General features: G+C 60.3%; 17 protein-coding genes. 2 read left to right on the top strand and 15 right to left on the bottom strand.

Annotation, left to right across the window (positions count from 1 at the left end; all coding sequences use genetic code 11):
- Positions 1-4 precede the first annotated feature (4 nt).
- Together QZR30_RS09205 and QZR30_RS09200 are read left to right on the top strand one after the other, a co-directional pair.
- Positions 5-1,132, top strand: coding sequence for an acyl-CoA dehydrogenase (locus tag QZR30_RS09205; protein WP_043050479.1), 1,128 nt, complete (start codon positions 5-7; stop codon positions 1,130-1,132).
- A gap of 11 nt (positions 1,133-1,143) precedes the next feature.
- Complete coding sequence (locus tag QZR30_RS09200; RefSeq protein ID WP_046068102.1) at positions 1,144-1,917, top strand: enoyl-CoA hydratase; 774 nt, start codon at positions 1,144-1,146, stop codon at positions 1,915-1,917.
- Between the two features lie 168 nt (positions 1,918-2,085).
- On the opposite strand, the gene QZR30_RS09195 is transcribed toward QZR30_RS09200, so the two are convergent.
- From QZR30_RS09195 to arnC, 15 genes are all read right to left on the bottom strand, one after another.
- Positions 2,086-3,237: an acyl-CoA dehydrogenase family protein gene (locus QZR30_RS09195; protein WP_046068103.1), complete on the bottom strand. Its 1,152-nt coding sequence runs from the start codon at positions 3,235-3,237 to the stop codon at positions 2,086-2,088.
- 3 nt (positions 3,238-3,240) lie between these two features.
- Positions 3,241-4,344, bottom strand: a complete 1,104-nt coding sequence (locus tag QZR30_RS09190; protein ID WP_056847886.1) for an enoyl-CoA hydratase/isomerase family protein — start codon at positions 4,342-4,344, stop codon at positions 3,241-3,243.
- 117 nt (positions 4,345-4,461) lie between these two features.
- Positions 4,462-5,340 carry an alpha/beta hydrolase gene (locus tag QZR30_RS09185; RefSeq protein ID WP_311903219.1) on the bottom strand — a complete coding sequence of 293 codons (879 nt, stop codon included), beginning with the start codon at positions 5,338-5,340 and terminating at the stop codon, positions 4,462-4,464.
- On the bottom strand, positions 5,325-6,938 hold the full coding sequence (locus QZR30_RS09180; protein ID WP_068967143.1) for a cytochrome P450: 1,614 nt from the start codon (positions 6,936-6,938) through the stop codon (positions 5,325-5,327). The genes QZR30_RS09185 and QZR30_RS09180 overlap by 16 nt, the downstream gene beginning before the upstream one ends.
- Before the next feature lies 1 nt (position 6,939).
- Positions 6,940-8,559, bottom strand: a complete 1,620-nt coding sequence (locus QZR30_RS09175; RefSeq protein WP_311903218.1) for an acyl-CoA dehydrogenase family protein — start codon at positions 8,557-8,559, stop codon at positions 6,940-6,942.
- A 274-nt stretch (positions 8,560-8,833) separates the two neighbouring features.
- On the bottom strand, positions 8,834-9,541 hold the full coding sequence (locus tag QZR30_RS09170) for an HPP family protein (RefSeq protein WP_046068106.1): 708 nt from the start codon (positions 9,539-9,541) through the stop codon (positions 8,834-8,836).
- 166 nt (positions 9,542-9,707) lie between these two features.
- Positions 9,708-9,896 (bottom strand): type VI secretion system contractile sheath small subunit, encoded by a 189-nt coding sequence (locus QZR30_RS09165; RefSeq protein WP_267896711.1) that lies wholly within the window; start codon positions 9,894-9,896, stop codon positions 9,708-9,710.
- Positions 9,897-10,215: 319 nt separating this feature from the next.
- Entirely contained in the window at positions 10,216-11,838 is a 1,623-nt protein-coding gene (locus QZR30_RS09160; protein WP_311903217.1) for an ArnT family glycosyltransferase, read from the bottom strand.
- Complete coding sequence (locus QZR30_RS09155) at positions 11,839-13,221, bottom strand: UDP-glucose dehydrogenase family protein (protein ID WP_046068108.1); 1,383 nt, start codon at positions 13,219-13,221, stop codon at positions 11,839-11,841.
- Positions 13,218-13,631 (bottom strand): 4-amino-4-deoxy-L-arabinose-phosphoundecaprenol flippase subunit ArnF, encoded by a 414-nt coding sequence (arnF, locus tag QZR30_RS09150; RefSeq protein WP_311903216.1) that lies wholly within the window; start codon positions 13,629-13,631, stop codon positions 13,218-13,220. The genes QZR30_RS09155 and arnF overlap by 4 nt, the downstream gene beginning before the upstream one ends.
- Positions 13,628-13,975 carry a 4-amino-4-deoxy-L-arabinose-phosphoundecaprenol flippase subunit ArnE gene (gene arnE / locus QZR30_RS09145; protein WP_046068110.1) on the bottom strand — a complete coding sequence of 116 codons (348 nt, stop codon included), beginning with the start codon at positions 13,973-13,975 and terminating at the stop codon, positions 13,628-13,630. Before arnE ends, arnF begins: the two co-directional genes overlap by 4 nt.
- On the bottom strand, positions 13,972-15,627 hold the full coding sequence (gene arnT, locus QZR30_RS09140; protein ID WP_056847882.1) for a lipid IV(A) 4-amino-4-deoxy-L-arabinosyltransferase: 1,656 nt from the start codon (positions 15,625-15,627) through the stop codon (positions 13,972-13,974). Before arnT ends, arnE begins: the two co-directional genes overlap by 4 nt.
- Positions 15,624-16,508, bottom strand: coding sequence for a 4-deoxy-4-formamido-L-arabinose-phosphoundecaprenol deformylase (gene arnD, locus QZR30_RS09135; RefSeq protein WP_046068112.1), 885 nt, complete (start codon positions 16,506-16,508; stop codon positions 15,624-15,626). Before arnD ends, arnT begins: the two co-directional genes overlap by 4 nt.
- Positions 16,508-18,511, bottom strand: coding sequence for a bifunctional UDP-4-amino-4-deoxy-L-arabinose formyltransferase/UDP-glucuronic acid oxidase ArnA (gene arnA / locus QZR30_RS09130; RefSeq protein ID WP_046068113.1), 2,004 nt, complete (start codon positions 18,509-18,511; stop codon positions 16,508-16,510). Before arnA ends, arnD begins: the two co-directional genes overlap by 1 nt.
- Positions 18,508-19,542: an undecaprenyl-phosphate 4-deoxy-4-formamido-L-arabinose transferase gene (gene arnC, locus QZR30_RS09125; protein ID WP_056847881.1), complete on the bottom strand. Its 1,035-nt coding sequence runs from the start codon at positions 19,540-19,542 to the stop codon at positions 18,508-18,510. The genes arnA and arnC overlap by 4 nt, the downstream gene beginning before the upstream one ends.
- Positions 19,543-19,912: the final 370 nt, after the last annotated feature.

The raw sequence follows: 19,912 nt of genomic DNA, 5'->3' as shown, positions 1-19,912 counted from the left end.
GCTTATGCTGCCCAATGACGAACAACTGCAAATCAGCGACGCCGCCCGGCAATTCGCCCAGGAACGTCTGAAACCGTTCGCCGCCGAATGGGATCGCGAGCATCGCTTCCCAAAGGAAGCCATTGCTGAAATGGCCGAACTGGGCTTTTTCGGCATGCTGGTGCCAGAACAGTGGGGTGGTTGCGACACCGGCTACTTGGCCTATGCCATGGCCCTGGAAGAAATCGCCGCGGGAGATGGCGCCTGCTCGACCATCATGAGCGTGCATAACTCGGTGGGCTGCGTGCCGATCCTCAAGTTCGGCAATGACCAGCAAAAAGCCCGGTTCCTCACGCCCCTGGCCAGCGGTGCCATGCTCGGCGCCTTCGCGTTGACCGAGCCCCAGGCCGGTTCCGATGCCAGCAGCCTGAAGACCCGTGCGCGCCTTGAAGGCGATCACTACGTACTCAACGGCTGCAAACAGTTCATCACCTCCGGGCAAAACGCCGGGGTTGTGATTGTGTTTGCGGTCACCGACCCGGCAGCGGGCAAGCGTGGCATCAGTGCGTTTATCGTGCCTACCGATTCACCGGGCTATACCGTGGCACGGGTTGAAGACAAGCTCGGGCAACATGCCTCCGACACCTGCCAGATCCTGTTTGAAGACGTGAAGGTGCCGGTGGCCAACCGCCTGGGTGAGGAGGGCGAGGGCTACAGGATCGCCCTGGCCAACCTTGAAGGCGGTCGCGTCGGCATCGCGTCGCAATCGGTGGGCATGGCCCGTGCGGCCTTCGAAGCAGCCCGCGATTACGCCCGTGAGCGCGAAAGCTTTGGCAAGCCGCTGATCGAACACCAGGCGGTGGCCTTTCGCCTGGCGGACATGGCCACGCAGATTGCCGTCGCCCGGCAAATGGTGCATTACGCCGCCGCCCTGCGCGACAGCGGCAAGCCGGCCTTGGTCGAAGCGTCCATGGCCAAGCTGTTCGCTTCGGAAATGGCCGAGAAAGTCTGCTCAGCCGCCTTGCAAACCCTGGGCGGTTACGGTTACCTGAGCGACTTCCCCTTGGAGCGGATCTACCGCGATGTGCGGGTCTGCCAGATTTACGAAGGCACCAGCGATATCCAACGCATGGTCATCTCACGCAATCTTTAAGGAGCCGATACATGAGTTACGAAACCATCTTGCTTGACGTTCAGGGCCGTGTCGGGCTGATCACCCTCAACCGCCCCCAGGCGTTGAACGCCTTGAATGCACAACTGGTCAGCGAGCTGAACCAGGCGCTGGACGGCCTGGAAGCTAACCCCGAGATCGGCTGCATCGTGCTGACCGGCTCGAAGAAAGCCTTCGCTGCCGGTGCCGACATCAAGGAAATGGCCGAGTTGACCTACCCGCAGATCTACCTGGACGACCTGTTCAGCGACAGCGACCGCGTGGCTAACCGCCGCAAGCCGATCATCGCGGCGGTAAACGGCTTTGCCTTGGGTGGCGGCTGTGAACTGGCGCTGATGTGCGACTTTATCCTGGCCGGCGACAGCGCCAAGTTCGGCCAGCCGGAAATCAACCTTGGCGTGTTGCCAGGCATGGGCGGCACCCAGCGCCTGACCCGCGCAGTGGGCAAGGCCAAGGCCATGGAAATGTGCCTGACCGGTCGCTTTATCGATGCAGTAGAAGCCGAGCGCTGCGGCATTGTGGCGCGTATCGTGCCGGCCGATGAGTTGCTTGAGGAGGCGCTGAAGGTCGCTACCCTTATCGCTGGCAAATCCGTGCCGATCAGCATGATGGTCAAGGAAAGCGTGAACCGCGCCTTTGAAGTCAGCCTGTCCGAGGGCGTGCGTTTTGAGCGCCGGGTGTTTCATGCGGCATTCGCGACCCAGGATCAGAAAGAAGGCATGGCGGCATTCGTGGCCAAGCGTGCGCCGCAGTTCAAGGACAAGTAACACCGTCTCTACCGCACTGGAGATGCAAATGTGGGAGGGGCGGTGCGACGATTCGACTTGCCCCCGATGGCGGTGGGTCAGCCACAGATGTGCTGACTGACACGGCCTCATCGGGAGCAAGTCGAATCGTCGCACCGCCCCTCCCACAGTTTTTAGGCGCTGTCTTAGTCAGAGCTGGTAGTTTTTCAGCTCCCTGGCAATCACCATCCGCTGGATTTCGCTGGTCCCTTCATAGATCTGTGTGATCCGCGCATCCCGGTAGTAGCGCTCCACCGGGTAATCTTCCAGGTACCCATACCCGCCATGGATCTGCATGGCCTTGGAGCACACGCGCTCGGCCATTTCCGAAGCAAACAGCTTGGCCTGTGAGGCTTCCGATAAGCACGGCTTGCCGGCAGTGCGCAGGCGCGCAGCGTGGAGGATCAGCAGGCGCGCAGCATTCAGCTGGGTTTGCATGTCGGCCAGCAGGTTGGCCACGCTCTGGTGTTCGATGATTGCCTTGTCGAACTGCACCCGATCACGGGCGTAGGCCAGCGCCGCTTCAAAAGCCGCGCGGGCGATGCCCAGGGCCTGGGCGGCAATGCCGATGCGCCCGCCTTCCAGGTTGGAGAGGGCGATAGCCAGGCCCTTACCGCGCTCACCCAGCAAGTTGGCCTCGGGCACGCTGCATTGGTTGAGGGTGACGGCGCAGGTGTCCGAGGCTCGAATGCCCATTTTGTGTTCAGTGCGATCAACCACAAAGCCCTGGGTATCAGTAGGCACCAGGAACGCTGAAATACCCTTCTTGCCCAGTTCCGGGTCGGTCACCGCAAACACGATGGCCAGCTTGGCGCGCTTGCCGTTGCTGACAAATTGCTTGGCGCCGTTGATCACCCATTGGCCGTCTTTCAATTCAGCACGGGTACGCAGGTTATGGGCTTCCGAGCCAGCCTGGGGTTCGGTAAGGCAGAAGCAGCCGATGGCCTGGCCACTGGCGAGTTCGGCCAGCCAGGTTTGTTTTTGCTCTTGTGTGCCGTAGTTGAGGATCGGCCCGCAACCCACTGAATTATGGATACTCATCAGGGCGCCGGTGGCACCGTCACCCGCGGAAATTTCCTCGACCGCGAGGGCGTAGGCCACGTAGTCCACATAGGTGCCACCCCATTCTTCCGGGACCACCATGCCGAGCAGGCCGAGCTCGCCCATCTTGGCGACCAGGGCGTCGTCGATCCAGCCGGCTTTTTCCCAGGCCTGGGCATGGGGGGCGATTTCGCCGCGGGCAAAGTCCCGCGCCATGTCGCGGATCATGACTTGTTCTTCTGTATATTCAAGATCTTGCATGGCTTATTTCTCAATCTGCACGAAGTCGCGGAAGAAGCTTTTGACATGAGCGGCGTCCAGCTCATTAACGCTCGACGGATTCCAGCGCGGGGTTTTGTCCTTGTCGATGATCAGCGCACGAACTCCTTCGATCAGGTCGCCGCGCTCGAACCACTGGCGGTCCAGGTGCAACTCCAGGTCAAAGCACTGTTCCAGCGTCAGGTGGCGACCACGGCGGAGCATTTGCAGGGTAACGGCCATGGCTAGTGGCGAGCGGGTCTGCATCAGGTGGGCGGTGGTCAACGCCCATTCATGGGTGTCGGCGATCGTGACTGCCTGTAACTGCTCGATAATGCTCGGTACATCCGGCAAGGCGAAGAAATGGTCGATGACCGGCCGCAAGGTCGCCAGTGGCGCATCGGGCAATTGCTGCGCGGCCAGTTTGGCGAGCACGCCCTGCAGGTCCTTGAGGGGCGAGTCGTGCCATTGCAGACGATCAAGCTGCTGGTCCAGTTCGGGGAGCGTTGCGCTGTCAATATACCAGTCGGCCAATCCGCAATATAGGGCGTCCGCCGCGCGGATCTGCACCCCGGTGACGCCCAGGTAAGTCCCCAGTTCACCGGGAATACGCGACAGGAAATAGCTGCCGCCCACGTCCGGGAAGTAACCGATGGCCACCTCCGGCATGGCCAGGCGGCTGCGCTCGGTAACCACTCGCAGGTCTGCGCCTTGTACCAGCCCCATGCCGCCGCCGAGGACGAACCCGTCCATCAGCGCCAGCACGGGTTTAGGGTATTGGTGGATGATCAGGTCGAGCGCATATTCCTCGACGAAGAAATCCTCGTGCAGGGTGTTGCCGTTCTTGAAGCTGTCATACAGGGAACGGATGTCGCCGCCGGCACAAAAGGCTTTCTCTCCGGCGCCGCGCAATACAACGGCATGGACCTGCGGATCATCGGCCCAGGCCCGTAACTGCGTGGTCAGCAGGCGCACCATGTGCAGGGTGATGGCATTTAATCCGGCGGGGCGATTGAGGGTGAGGTGGCCAATATGGTTGCGCACTTCAGCTAAGACATCTTCCTGAAGACCCTCGCTGCGGCTTGCTTCGGATAAAACCTGAGCAGTCATCTGTAACTCCCTGCTTTTATTGTTCTTTGTATAAATGTTCGCGGACGAACCATCCCGTGATCGTACCAGTGCAAATTTGCCCCGTACAACCCGGAATCATGCAGGTCGTTTTTGCATTTATGCAGGGTTGGGGCCTGGGGGTGTCCCGCCGCCAAAATGCTTCGCCAGGGCGTGCGCACACTGGAGGATGGCCTTGCGCGCAGCGAGGTGTTCACCAGGGTAGTTGATAAAACCGTGGTCCATGCCTGGATACTCTGTGTGTCTTACTTGCACGCCGGCTTTTTTCAACCGGCGTGCATAAGCCCGGCCCTCATCACGCAGTAAATCGCAGCCGGCGGTGAGAATCAGCGCTTTTGGCAAGCCCTGTAACGAAGCCCGGTGCGCAGGCGACAACCAGGGGTGGTCCAAAGATTGCCCTTCGCCCACATATTGGCCCAGATACCAGGTGAGCATTTCAGCGGTCAGGCCGGATCTACCCGCGAACTCGGCCCGGGAACGAGTGCGCGCCAGACAATCGAGAAGCGGATAAAGCAGCATTTGGAAACCAATGGTGGGACCGTGGCGTTCATGGGCAATCTGGGAGATAACCGCTGCCAGGCCACCCCCGGAACCTCCACCGGCGACTGCGATCCGGCGGCTGTCCAGTCCCAGAGTCGTGCCTTGGGCGGCCACCCATTCGGTGACGGCGTAGCAATCTTCCACGGCGGCGGGAAAGCGAGATTCCGGTGGCCGGGCGTAATCTACGGCAACGACCGCGCACCTGGCCCACTCGCACATGATCCGACAGAAGCTGTCATGGGTATCCAGGTCACCAGCTACCCAGCCACCGCCATGAAAATACAGCAGGACCGGGGCAGGCGCGGTTGTCGACTGCCGGTACAGGCGTATACGCACCGAGCGCGGCGCCGTCTCGACCGAGCAATCCTGAACGCTCATCACCACAGCATCACGCACCGCGGCGCGGACTTTCTCGGCTGTCATCACTGGCCGGTCCATGCCTGGGCCTCTATTTCTATGAGATAGGCAGGCGCGATCAATTGATTGACGCCCAACAGCATGGTGGTCGGCGGACAATGGCTGAAAAACTCCTGATGAGCCTTGGCGATCTGCGGCCACCAGGCGACATCAGTGGTGTACATGCGTGTGGCGACCACAAGAGTCCTGTCGACTCCCAGCTGCTTGAGCGCGGTTTCGATGATTTCCAGGCAGCGTCTGGTCTGGCGGTATACATCACCGGGAGCGTAGGGATTGCCCTGCTCATCGAACGCCACCGTGCCACTGGTGACAATCAGGTTGCCAGCGCGTAGCGCTCGACAGTAGCCGCCGTTCTTTTCCCACGGTGCTGCGGAAAAGCAACGCGTGATGGTCGCGCCAGCCGGTTGCAGCGCGACGTGGATATGACTCAAACCACGAAATTGCAGACTGTTGGTACGCCATGCTGGCTGTTGCTCGTCGATCAGGCGCACATCGGGAAAGCGTTGCAGCAGGCGAGTAAATGCAATCCTTGCTTCGAGCTTGAAAAGCAGCGTGCCCATGCAAAAATGCGGGCCACGGCCGAACGCCAGGTGGTCATGTTGCTGGCGATGGATGTCGAAGCGATCAGGGTCGTTGAAATGCCGCGGATCACGATTGGCCGCGGCGCGGACCAGGTATACCAGGTCACCCTTGTGCAGGGTCTGGCCATGCAGCGTGACGTCTTCGGTGACGACCCGATGACTCAACTGCCCGGCGGGGCAAATGCGCAATGCTTCCTCGATGGCATTGGGGATCAGCCCCGGGTTGGCCTTGAGTTCGGCCAACGCCTGTGGATGGGTGAGCAAATAGAACAGGATAATGCCCAACTGATCGGCGCTGGTCGTCGTGGCTGCTACCAATATAAAGGCCAACTGAGCCACGAAGTCGTCTTGGGTCATCCCGGCCTGTTCGCCGGCGGCAATCACTTGGCTGACCAGATCAGCGCCAGGTGATTGGCGACGTTCATCGACGAGACGCGAGAAGTACTCGTACATCTCTTCCATCGCCTGCAAGGCCTCTCGCGGCCCGAATGCCGGATCAGTGCTACCCACCATGAACACGATGATCGCATCCGTCCAACGCCTGACCTTCAGTGCTTCCTGCGCAGGTATGCCGAACATGCGCGCCAGGATCAATGCGGGAATCTTATTGAACAGTTCTGTCATCAGCTCTGGCTGGGGGCCTAATTGCGCCAGCAAGTCATCGACGATCTGCTCGATATCATCTGCCAGTGCCTCAATGGCACGCGGGGTAAAGGCCTTGCCCAGCACCTTGCGCCCGGCTTCATGGGCCTTGCCGTCCTGGGCGTACATCCAGCGCGAAGCCTTGTCGATGAAAGGTTCCAGTGCCGCTCGCTGGTGCGGGGGTACCTGGGCATTTACCAGTTCGCGCATGCGATTGGAGGAGTAACGGCGGGCATCGGCCTGTGCGGCGGATACGTCGTCAAACCGGGTTAGCAACCAGGCCTTGTAGTGTTGCGACCAGAACAGTGGGTGGTGATGACGCAAGTAGGCAAATGCTGCGTAGGGCTCACCTATGGTTTCAGGGTCGGCAAAATCCGGTAGTGACTGGAGTTCCATGTCAATGCTCCTCATAGAGCGCGCGGGTGAACTGCTGGACATAATCAGGTGAATCGATCAGTGCGCTGACCAGCACCTGGGGCGGTTTGAGCTGCGTGACCAACGCTTCGATCTGCGTTGAGCTGACCTCCACGCCAATCCGTTGAGGCTTGCGCACTCCCCATGGATACAGTTGATCAGCAAACTCACCGATCAGGTCCTCGAGGGTCGCAGGTGGCAGCAGCCCGAGCGCTTCGGCCTCCTGAATCACCAGATCCAGTGCCTTGGCATAGGCCAGCCCCACAGCCTGTGCATGGGTGAACCCGGTGGCCTTGCGACATTGCTCGAGGATCTGCACTTCGACGCTCTGGGCGATGTTGGCGGGCGGGCTGTCGACGAACCGTGGCCGCGCCAGGGCGCTCTTGATCACTTGATAGGCCATGATCGAGCTGTCACCGGCAAAGGTATTGGCAACCTCGCAATCCATGCGCTGAGTGACGATCTGGTTGTAATGATGGAATCCCTGGGATCCACACAGCTCTCTGGACAGGGCGATCACTTCGAGTCCTTGCCATGCACCCACTGCCTTGCACAAGGCTGCCAGCACGTGGAGTTCCTTGCGCTTGGCCTCCTGTGCCCAGTCGGCTTCAAAGCGCTTGCGCACTGCCTGCTCCAGGTACTTGAGCGCGAGCGCCTTGAGCTGTATGGCATAAAGGCGTTGACGAAACATCGGCTGGCTCAACAACGCCACTTGGCCCGAGGGCGCCTGGATGAGGCGGTGATGGGCGAAACGGTAGCTCAGGTGAGCGGTCAGGCCGGCAATGTGGCGAATGCCTGCGATGAAGATCAAGCGCTCTTGCAGGAACGTTTTCAGCGCCTCGATAAAACGCAGAGGTAACGGTAGGTCGCTGACGAACGTGCCCTCGTCAGTGAAGTGCGCATGGCGTTGCAGCAGCGCGTCAACGGGCAACTTCACCTGGCAGAAACGTATTGCCGCCACTTGGTTGGCGTGTATTCCACCCTTGGGATCACACGTCATTATTTTCACGCCATTGAGCAGTCGACCATTTTCGCGCTTGCGAATAACCACGCGAAACCAATGGTGGCCTTGATCCTCTCCGTCGACGATCAGGCGGGCAAGTACCATCAGTACCTGGGCGGCGCGCAAGGCGTTACCTATCCAGCATTTGCAGGCCTCGGGCGAAGGGGAGTCGAGCACCAGGCTATGGTTTTGCCGGTCGTACGTCACCGTCGTTCGCACATTGCGCACGTCGGTTCCCCCTGCGACTTCCGTACAGCCGAAGGCGTAGACCTTGCGCAGGTGGATCACTTCGTCTCGATAGCGCTTTACCTGTGCGGCAGAGCCATGGTTGAACAACGTGTCGACGGCAATCATGTGATCGACTATCGAGGAGTGGAGCGCGTAATCGAAGGCGCCCACGTACCCCATCAACTCACAGAGCGAAGAAAACTCCGATTGCCGTGGTTGGCCCAACCACAGTTCGTTATTGATCAGGCCGGTGTCAAAGATCGCATGCATGCGCTTGATGGTCAGGTCCATGTAGCTTTTCAGCGGCATGTGATGGCGTTGGCGCGGCTCGAACAGAGACGAGCCGAGTAATTGTTCGAATAGGTCGTTCAAGGTGAAGCTCTCCTGTTTCGAATGAGCATTTCGAAACACCCGAGCAGGAGCACTGGCAGGAAAACTACGAGGAGGGCATCAGATACCGAAGTGATGGAGGCAGCTGCTGCTATTGATCCAAAGCCAGACATTCCTTGTCTTCGCTACTGGTACAGCAAGGCCCCAGACATCTTTTGAACTGCAGACGACTTCAAGTGCTATGTAGACTCTAGTCGTCATCCGCCAGGTCGCAAGCGGCGCATTGCACCATTTGTCGTGTGGTGCGGATAAGGCCTCAGCCCACACGACTTGCCAGCACCTCGCCGATACTGCGCCGCCGCGCATGGACTTCGGCGGCATGAATCAACTGTTCCAGCTCCGTGGGTTCGACATCGAAGAATTGCTCCATCTCGGCCAGCGCCAGCTTGAGATCGGCAGCGGTGATAGCCGGATCGGTCACGGGGGGGCTGCCGATGAAAACCGGCGCAGGTTCGACAGGGCCTTTGGGGTAACGCGTGCGCGTGGCGTTGTTGTAGGCCAGGGCACAGGCCAGCAGGGCGCCGGCGCCGAGCATCACCGGCGCCAGCTCGTGCCAGCCCAGTGCGATTGAGGCTGGGTCGGCCAATACCAGGGTCATGGCCAGGCCGCCGGCGGGTGGGTGCAGGCAGCGCAGCCAGCAGATCAGGATCACCGTCATGCCGGCCGCAAGGCAAGCACTGCCCAAGGTGCGCCCCAGCACCCGTGCTACCAGCAACGCCACGATGCCGGCGCAGAGATAACTGCCCATGATCGACCACGGCTGGGCCAGGGCCCCGGATGAGACGGCAAATAGCAGCACCGCCGAGGCCCCAAGCGGGCCGAGCAGGTGCAGGGCGACCTCCATGCCGAACACTTGGGCACAGGCCCAGACACTGAACATTGTGCCCAGCGCCATGCCGATTGCGGCACGGCTCCATTCGGAGGGGCGGGTATTGATTGCAGCGGGTAACCAGCGAGCGAGCATTGAAAGACGGTCCATAAACAGCGGGCGAAAAAAAAGGCCTGCCTGGTTTCCCGGTACAGCCCTTTGAAAGTTCCAACGTTTGGGGGAGGAACACTGCGCAGTGTGCCGCTGATAAGGCGTCGGCACCACTGCATATTAATGAGGTTTAAATGCAAAAATGATGCAGTCAAACACTATCGCCATAGGTAATCGGCCCGACCGGTGTTGGCGTGGCCGTGCAGATTTTACCCAGCACACGGATGCTTGCTTCTTCATTGAACAGGCGGGCCTGCAGGTCTTCCCGCAGCTTGGGGTCGTCTGCCAACGGCCCCTTGAGTGCCACCAACGCGTCGCGTAACTCCATCAAACGATCCAGTCTGGGTAAAGGTACAGTGAACAGATCCTCTCGCACGGCATTGTCCTCTTAATGAAGTAAGCCATCGCGTGGGCAGCCTACAGCGTCCTTGTTGTCATGGAGTGCCTTGGCCCGATTGACAGCAGATGAGCCCTGACAATCGGGTAGTAGATATTTAGTGCACGTGGCAGCGAGTCTACAGTTGGGTTCCAAGCGCAGGAAGGGAAAGTGCACCAGCCATTACGCAAAGGAATGTAGGTGTTTTCTTGGTGCCTTTGATGAAAGACGCCCACTGGCTGAAGAGTGGGCGTTCTTTCTTACGTTGCCATGGGAAAAGCACTCAAGGCGCCGAAGTGGTAGCCAAATGCAGCAGTACATAAGGGGTCTTGTCGAACTCGCCGGTGAGCGTCGGCGTGATCGCACGCAGACGTGGATCGTCCAGCGTTTCAAAGTCTGCCTGGCTCATGACGACCCAAGCCGGTGCCAGGATCGGTTTCAAATCGGCAGGCAATTGGGTAAATAACGGCACCTTGTCACAATCGTAATTAACCATGAACTTTATGGCTTTCGCGTCTTTGCCCAATGCGTGCAGTACCAGCGGGGCCGGCTGCTGCAGGACCCTGGCTTTGACGGCAAGACTGAACGTGCGGGTGTCGTACAGCCGGCGTTCCAGGGGCTCAACCACCATGATGTAGGTGGTCCAGAGCGCCAGCACGGCGGCCAAGGCGGGACCGTAGTGGCGTAGCCGCGCCTTGAGCAGTGCCAGCAAAGCCACGACCTGGAGCAGCCCGAGCACGACGAAGATCAGCTCGAGGCTGGCCAGCGGCTCTGGATAACGTCGCCGCGCCACCACCAGGCCAATCGCCAATAGTGTTGGCAGCAGCGTCCAGAGACCCAGCGTCAGCCCACGTAGCCAGGCAAAGAGGCGGCCTTGGCTGACCTGGAAAGGGTAGGCGGCGATGATGGCTGCAAACGGCAGCATCGGCAGGATATAACGCGCCTTCTTGGCCTGGGGCACCGACAGGCCCAGCATCACCAGCACACCGGCGGCGGCGCAATAGCACACCAGACTCAACGCCGGGTCCGGCCCGCGCCGGCCGCCAACCACCACGGCCAGCAGCACCAGTAATGCCAACGGATAGGCCAAGGCGTAGTTGCCCATGGAGCTGGTGAAGTAATACAGCACGCCGCCGGAGCCTTCGCTGCCGTCCATGCGCCCAAGGAACTGCATGCGAATCACGTCATGCATGAAGTCTTCGCCGCCACTGAGCTTGGCCAGCAGCAATAACAAGCCGACACACGCCGCCAGCAGCGCCAGTGACAGCAGGCCGAAGCTGAACAGCTGGCGCCATTGGCGGTTGATCAGGTAATAGCTGCACAACACGCCAGTGGGGATTACCAGGCCAATCGGCCCACGGATCGCAAACCCCAGCAACAGCAATAGAAACACCCAATGCAGGCGTTTGGCGGCAGCGAAGTGATCATGGGCATACCCCAGGTAAAACACGGCCAGAGCCACGGCAGCTAGCATCTGGTCCAGGGAGACCGAGCGGGTTTCGCTGACAAAAGTGCTGCTGAGCAGCAACATCGCAATGCTCAGCAGGCCCCAGCGCGGCGAGTAGGGCGCGATCAGGCGATACACCAGCATCACGATCAGCGCCGATGCGAGCGCGGTAGGCAGCCATGCCGTCAGGCTGGTGACTTGGCCGAAAGGCAACGACAACAGCCAGGTCAGCAGGGTCGACGTCGCCAGGTAGTCGGCATAGGGCTGACCGTAGGTGGTGGGGAAAAAGCTTGGTCCATGGCGCAGCATTTCCTGGGCAAAGACCACGAAGCGCGAATCGAAGCCGATGATCGCCTGGTGCCAGTTGCCGGCAATGAACAGCACCAGCGCCAGGAGCCCAAGCCCCAGCGACTGGCGGCGGATCGTTGCACTCTGCAGGGACGGGAAAACCTTGTTCACCTAGCCGACATCCCTGACCTGTTCCACCCAGTTTTGCTGGGGAATCGGCAACTCGCAGGAATCGCCACGGCCGATGGGGAAATACTTGAAGCCTTTGCGTGTCAGGCGCTCACCGTCATACAGGTTGCGGCCATCGAAGATCACCGGGGTTTTCAGGCGTTGGTGAATCAGGTCGAAGTCCGGTGCCTTGAATTGCTGCCATTCGGTACACACGATCAGTGCATCGGCGCCGCCCAGGGTGGACTCCGGGGTGCCCATCAGCATCAGCCGCGGGTCATCGCCGTAGATGCGCTGGGTTTCCTGCATGGCTTCGGGGTCGAAGGCGCGCACATTGGCGCCGGCAGCCCAGAGGGCTTCCATAAGCACTCGGCTGGGGGCGTCGCGCATGTCATCGGTATTGGGTTTGAAGGCCAGGCCCCACAAGGCGAACGTCTTGCCCTTGAGGTTGCCCTTGAAGAACGCGTTGATACGCTCGAAGAGCTTGCTCTTCTGCCGCTGGTTGATGGCTTCCACGGCTTCCAGCAGGTCGCTGGAGCAATTGGCTTGCTTGGCGCTGTGGATCAAGGCACGCATGTCCTTGGGGAAACATGAGCCGCCATAGCCGCAGCCCGGGTAGATGAAGTGGTAGCCGATCCGCGAGTCGGCGCCAATGCCCAGGCGCACTGCTTCAATATCGGCGCCCAGGTGTTCGGCCAGCTCGGCGATCTGGTTGATGAAGCTGATCTTGGTGGCCAACATGCAATTGGCGGCGTACTTGGTCAGCTCGGCACTGCGCAGGTCCATGAAGATAATGCGGTCGTGGTTGCGGTTGAACGGGGCGTACAGGTCGCGCATCACTTCACGCACTTGCTCACGTTCGCAGCCGATGATGATGCGGTCCGGACGACGGCAGTCGGCGACGGCCGAGCCTTCCTTGAGGAATTCCGGGTTGGAGACGATATCGAAGTCCAGGTGACGGCCTGCAATATGCAGGTTCTTTTCGATATGGGCGCGCAGGGTGTCGCCTGTACCGACGGGCACGGTGGACTTCTCCACCAGGATCACCGGCTCCACGCGGTGGCGGGACACGGCGTCACCCACCGACAGTACGTATTTCAGGTCGGCCGAACCGTCCTCGTCGGACGGCGTACCCACGGCGATGAACAGCACTTCACCGTGCTCGACGGCGAGTTTTTCGTCGTAGGTAAAGTGCAGGCGTCCGCTTTCCAGGTTGTCCTTGACCATCGCGGCCAGACCCGGCTCGAAGATGGTCACGTGGCCTTTTTGCAGCGACTCGACCTTGCTCTTGTCAACGTCCATGCAAATGACATCGTGACCGACTTCGGCGAGCACAGTGGCCTGTACCAAACCAACGTAACCACTACCAAATACACTGATTTTCATGGGGTATTCCTGGGACTTGAGGTGCTAGCACGACGAGAGTTGATAACCAGTACACCGAGGATGACCAAGGCCACCCCCAGGGTTTTTGAAAGCGAGAAACCTTCGTTGAACACCGGCAGGCTGGCGGCCAGCAGGTAAACCAGCGCGTAGCTGATGCTGAGCAACGAATAGGCGCGGCCAAGGGGCAAGTCCTTCAGCGCGCCGAGCCAGCAGAGCATCGACAGCGCATAGGCGCTGATCGCCAGGATCACCACGCCCAAGGCGCTGAGGTCGATGCTGTTGCTGGTGAAGGCTGCCAGCCATTCGGCGGGCAAGGGCAGGCGAGTCATGCTCCAGCGCATGCCTAACTGGGCGCCACTCACCAGGCCGACACTGCCCAAGGCCAGGGTGAAACCCCGTGCGCGGCTCATACCTGGCGCCCCAGCAAGGCAACACCGGCGATCACCAACACCACACCCAGCCAGTGACGGCCATCGATGGGTTCGTGAAACACAAAGCGCGCCACCAGCGTGACCAGCACGAAATTCAAGCTGAGCATGGGGTAGGCAATGCCCACTTCCAGGCGCTGCAGCACCAGCAGCCACACCAGCAGGCCCAGGCCCAGGCACACCAGCGCCGACCATAACCACGGCGAGCGCAGTTTCAACGCCCAACCATCCGGCACGTCACGCCAGCTTTCTACGGCGAACTTTTGCGAGACCTGGCCCATGCAGGTGAGCAGGCAGGCTGTGAGCAACAGCAGCAGGGTGATCATGGCGCGACCTGCGGGAAAATCAGGATCACGATCTTGCCCTGTGCATAGCGCTTGCCATCGGCAGGCAGCAGCGCGAGTTCTTCCTTTTCGCCGGCGCTATTGACCCGCATCACCACGCCAACAGCGCCGGTACGCCGGGTTTGCTCCATCCATGCCTGAATCGCGTTGCGGTCCACCAGGCGCGGGGCCGTATCCGCATAAGTCAGGCCGTACTTGACCTCTCCTGAGGTGTTGTACAGCGTGATATCGGGGCGTTTCAGGCGCCATGACAGCGCTGAGGCGGCGCCAAGGTCATTGCTCAACAGGGCGACGGTGGGCTGCAACTCGTCGATGTGATCAATGATGAACTGGTCAGGGGTCTTGTTATAAACCACCGAATGGGGCAACGCCGCAGGCACCAAGACCACCAGCAACCCACTGCCGATCAGGGGCGCGGCCCACAATGTCAAGGGGCGCGCCGCTTGCAGAAGATTGACGACGATCCAACCGAACAAGAAGGTGAACACCAAGACCAGGCTGAGGGTTTCCTCGCCGGGTTCGTACACCGGTTTCTTCAACTGGAACCAGCTGAGGGCCAGCAGCACCAGTACACCGATCGCCAGGTTCAACCAGCCGTTGATGCGCAGGACGCGGCCGTGACGCTGAGTGAGTTTGTCACTCAGGGTCGAGCCCATCAGCAGCGCCAAGGGCAACATGCACGGCATGATGTAGGAAGGCAGCTTGCCCTTGGCCAGGCTGAAAAACGCCAGGGGCATCAGCAGCCAGAGCAGCAGGAACGCCGTCTTTGGCACGCGTTTTTGCAGCCACGCCTCTTTGGCTGTAGACGGCAGCAGCGCAACCCATGGCAGCGCGAAAGCTACCAGCAGCGGCAGGTAATACCAGAACGGTTCGGCATGCTGAGCGTCTTCACCGGCGAAGCGTTGGATATGCTCGTGCCAGAAGAAGAAGTGCCAGTAGTCCGGCTCTTGCAGGTGCACGGCCAACGCCCACGGCACGCTGACCACAATCGCCACCAGCACGGCCACAACACCGAACTTTAACAATTCACCCAAGCGTTTTTGCCAGAGGGCGTAGGGCAGGGCGACCAATACCGGCAGCAACCAGGCCAGGAAGCCCTTGGTCATGAAACCCATGCCGCACGCGAAACCCAGCAGGGCCCAGGACCACAGTCGACCACGCTGCGTGCTGCTGTCGAAGCAGAACCACAACGCCACGCCGGTCAGGTTGACCCAGAAGGTGAACTGCGGGTCCAGATTGGCATAGCCGCCGAGCGCCGCGACACTGACGAAACTCATGTACAGAACGGTGCTGACCAGGCTTTTCTGCGGGTCGTTCCACAGCCGGCGAGATACCAGGTAGACCAGCAGAATGCTCAAGGCGGTGCTCAAAGCCGAGGCAAACCGTACGCCGAACAGGTTCTGCCCGAAGAGCGCCTGACCCAGCGCGATCATCCAATAGCCTGCGGCGGGTTTTTCGAAGTAGCGGATGCCCATGAAGTGCGGCGAGGCCCATTTGCCGGTCAGCAGCATTTCCTGGCTGATCTGCGCATAACGGGTTTCATCCGGAATCCACAGGCCATGGGTGGCCAGCGGCAGCAGGTAGACCACAGCAAACACCAGCAGGAGCAGGGGCAAAGCCCAGCGGCGGATCATGCTTGCTGTACTCCGAGCCAACCCTCGCGGCCGCTCAATGCGCCGCGCACCAGCTGTTGCTGGGGCAGGGTGGCCACATCTGCAGGCAACAACTCACCCAGGGGTTTGAACTCGATGCCACGCTGCCCTGCCTGGGCGAGCAATTGGCGAAAATCATTGGCCATCAGAATCCCTTCTACTTCTGCGTGGATCGTGTAGACGTTGAGCTTCGAGGCGTTGAACCGATCAAGAATGAAGCTATTGAAGTCCTTGGCAGCCACTACCGGCCCGACGATCTCGTCGAAGGTCGGCAGGTCAACCGGAATTTGTGGGGTGCCCGCACTGCCATCGGCCAAGGTCGGTCGAAACAGGCTGGTGCCCCGGCAATCACTGTTGTAGCGAAAGTTGAACCCTTGCTTGGCTTGCACCACACGCTCATCGGCACGCCAACCGGCGGCCGCCGAACAATCCACGCGCTCACCAAGGATGTCGCTCAAGGTCTGTACACCGCGGCGAATCTGCTCGACCAACTGTGCCTCGCTCCAGCGCCCGGCGTTGGCCTGCCAGCCATGGTGGTCCCAGGCGTGCAGGCCGACTTCATGCCCGGCGGCCTTGGCCTGGCGCATCAAATGCCCCAGATCACGGCCGATCGGCTTGCCTGGCCACGCGGTGCCGGCCAGCAGGATGTCCCAGCCATACAGGCCGGCGGCATTGGAGCGCAGCATCTTCCACAGGAATTGCGGGCGGATCAGGCGCCACAGGTGGCGCCCCATGTTGTCCGGCCCGACACTGAAGAAGAACGTCGCCTTCACTCCAGCTTCGTCCAGGGACTCGAGCAACCGTGGCACACCTTCACGGGTGCCACGGTAGGTATCGACGTCGATGCGAAGACCTGCCTTCATTATTTGGCTTCGTCAATAGACTGGGCGATTTCAACCATGGCCTCGCGTAAGAAGAAATCCAGGGTGTTGCCGATGGTTTCGCTCATCTGCACGGTCGGCTCCCAGTTCAGCAGGCGCTTGGCGTTTTCGATGCTGGGCTTGCGATGCGCCACGTCCTGGTAACCGGTGCCGTAGAACGCCTTGCTTTCCACGTCGCGGAAACCGGCAAACGGTGGGAAGTTATGGCGCAGCGGGTGGGCTTCGAACTGACGCAGCAGCTCTTCGCCCAATTGGCGAATGCTCGCTTCGTTTTCCGGGTTGCCGATGTTGATGATCTGGCCGTTGCAGGCATCGTTGTCGTTATCGATGATGCGGGCCAGGGCTTCGATGCCGTCGGCAATGTCGGTGAAGCAACGTTTTTGCTCACCACCGTCGAACAGGCGGATCGGCGTGCCTTCCACCAGGTTGAGGATTAGCTGGGTGATGGCGCGCGAGCTGCCGATACGCGCCGAGTCCAGGCGGTCCAGGCGCGGGCCCATCCAGTTGAAGGGGCGGAACAGGGTGAAGTTCAGGCCCTTGTCGCCGTAGGCCCAAATCACTCGATCCAGCAGTTGCTTGGACACCGAGTAGATCCAGCGCTGCTTGTTGACCGGGCCGACCACCAGGTTGGAGGTGTCTTCGTCGAAGTACTGGTCCTGGCACATGCCATAGACTTCGGAGGTTGATGGGAAGATCACACGCTTGTTGTACTTGACGCAGTAGCGCACCAGCTTGAGGTTTTCTTCGAAGTCCAGCTCGAACACGCGCAGCGGATTACGGGTGTATTCAATCGGGGTGGCGATGGCCACAAGGGGCAGGACCACGTCGCATTTCTTGATGTGGTACTCGATCCACTCCGAGTGGATGCTGATATCGCCTTCCACGTAGTGGAAGTTGGGGTGGCTGCGCAGGCGCTCGATGGCGTCGGAGCCGATGTCCAGGCCGTAGACCTCGTAACGGTCGTCGCGCAGCAGGCGCTCGGACAGGTGGTTACCGATGAAACCGTTTACCCCCAGGATCAGCACGCGGGTACGGCGTGGCTTGCGCCCGGACTCAGCGCCGCGCAGTACGGAACCGTCCACCAGGCCCAGCTCATCGGCCAGGGCCGGGCCGGCCAGGTACAGGCCATTTTCATTGCGCTGGCCGAACCGGATCACCAGAGAGTCTTCGCCGCAGGCAATACGCAGCGGGTTGACGCTGATCACGCGACCTGGCGCCAGGCCTTCGTTGCCCTTGACCACCTCGGCTTGCCAGACAATCAGCTTGTGCTCGCCAACGGCGCAAAAGGCGCCCGGGTACGGCTGAGTCACGGCGCGAACCAGGTTGAACAGGGTTGCGGCCGGTTGCTTCCAGTCCAGCTTGCCATCGGCGGCGGTGCGGCGGCCGAAGTAAGTGGCTTGGCTTTCATCCTGGGCGGTTTCAGTCAGCTTGCCCTGGGCCAGTTGTGGCAGCGCATCGCGCAGCAGAGTAGCGGCGGCATCACGCAGCTTGGCGTGCAGGCTCAGGCCGGTATCGGTGCGATCGATGCTGACCTTCTGCTGGGCCAGGATGGCGCCGGCATCGGCACGCTTGACCATGCGGTGCAGGGTGACGCCAGTTTCAGTTTCGCCGTTGACCAGCACCCAGTTGGCCGGTGCGCGGCCACGGTATTTGGGCAGCAACGAGCCGTGCAGGTTGAACGCGCCTTTGCGGGCGGTGGCCAACAGCGCTTCGCTGAGCAGGTTGCGGTAGTAGAAGGAGAAGATGTATTCCGGGTTCAGCTTGGCGATGCGCTCGATCCACAGGGGGTGGTTGGCGTCTTCCGGGGCGTGTACCGGGATGCCATTGCGTGCGCATAGCTGGGCGACGGAGCCGTAGAAGTTATTTTCCCTGGGGTCATCGGCATGGGTGAACACGGCAGCAATTTCGTAACCGGCACTGAGCAGGGCTTCAATGCCTGCACAGCCAATATCGTGGTAAGCGAAGACAACAGCTTTTGAACTCATGACTGGACCTGATCGGAAGGAGAAGTAGAAGTATGGGAAGACACCAGGCCGTCTACCACGACGACTGGAGCCGGTGCTGCCGGCTGGTTGCGCAGCACTTTTTCAATAAAGAAGCGTGGGCGGGCGCGTACATCGCTGTACATGCGGCCCAGGTATTCACCCAACAGGCCCATGCCGATGAACTGGCCGCCGGTGAACACGAACAGCACGGCGAACAGCACGAACAGGCCGTCACCGGCCCAGTCGGCGCCGAAGGCCAGGCGCATGATGATAAGTGCGAAGGCAAACAACACACCCAGGGCCGCCAGGCTGAAACCAACGATGGACAGCAGGCGCAATGGCGTGGTGGTCATGCAGGTCAGCAAGTCGAACATCAGGCTGATCAGGCGCATGGCGCTGTATTTGGATTCGCCGTGTTCCCGCTCGGCGTGGTGTACGAGGATTTCCGTGGTGTGGCGGGCGAAGCCGTTGGCCAGGATCGGGATAAAGGTGCTGCGTTCACGGCAGGCGAGCATGGCGTCGACGATGGTGCGGCGGTAGGCGCGCAACATGCAGCCGTAGTCGCTCATGGCTACGCCGGTGGAGCGTTGCACGGCCAGGTTGATCAAACGCGAAGGCCAGCGGCGAAAGGCCGAGTCTTGGCGGTTGTTGCGCACGGTGGCAACCACGTCATAGCCCAGGGCGGCTTGCTCCACCAGGCGCGGGATTTCTTCGGGCGGGTTCTGCAGGTCAGCGTCGAGGGTAATCACCACGTCACCACGGCACTGCTCGAAGCCGGCCATGATCGCAGCGTGCTGGCCATAGTTGCGATTGAGGATCACCGCTACCACGTGGCTGCCTTCTGCAGCGGCGGCGTCTTCGAGCAGTTGGGCTGAATCGTCGCGACTACCGTCATCCACCAGGATGATTTCGTATTCGTAGGCCAGTTGCTCGCACGCTGCAGTGGTACGACGCAGCAATTCGGGCAGGCTCTCTTGTTCGTTGTAGACCGGGATAACGATCGACACGCAATGAATAGGGTAGGGTTTCAAAGTTTCATAACCTCGGGCTGGAGCAACTTGACGCGTGAAAACAGCAGCAATTATTGGGCAAAACTACAGCCCGCAGATTACAAGGCGGCGCTAAAGATAAAGCGTAATCAACAGGTTAGTCGACAAACCGCGGATTGCTCTGAAGTACTGCCTACAAGGTTAAGCGCAAAAATGTGCAACGAATATGAAAGGCGGATGAAAAACTCGTTTATTTGACAGGTAGACAGCTAGGGTTCAGCTAAGTAACTAAGGCATTACAAGTACAGCGGCGTGGGCAAGATGGGAGCGCTCGACAGGGGGGTTGGTTCAATTTTGGCGCGGCGGGCCAGCCGATGAGGCTTATTCAACAATCTTCTCTGCATTGGCGCTC

It is taken from the genome of Pseudomonas sp. rhizo25, from assembly GCF_031931935.1.
Lineage (GTDB): Bacteria > Pseudomonadota > Gammaproteobacteria > Pseudomonadales > Pseudomonadaceae > Aquipseudomonas > Aquipseudomonas synxantha.
This window is presented reverse-complemented; position numbering and strand designations above follow the sequence as displayed.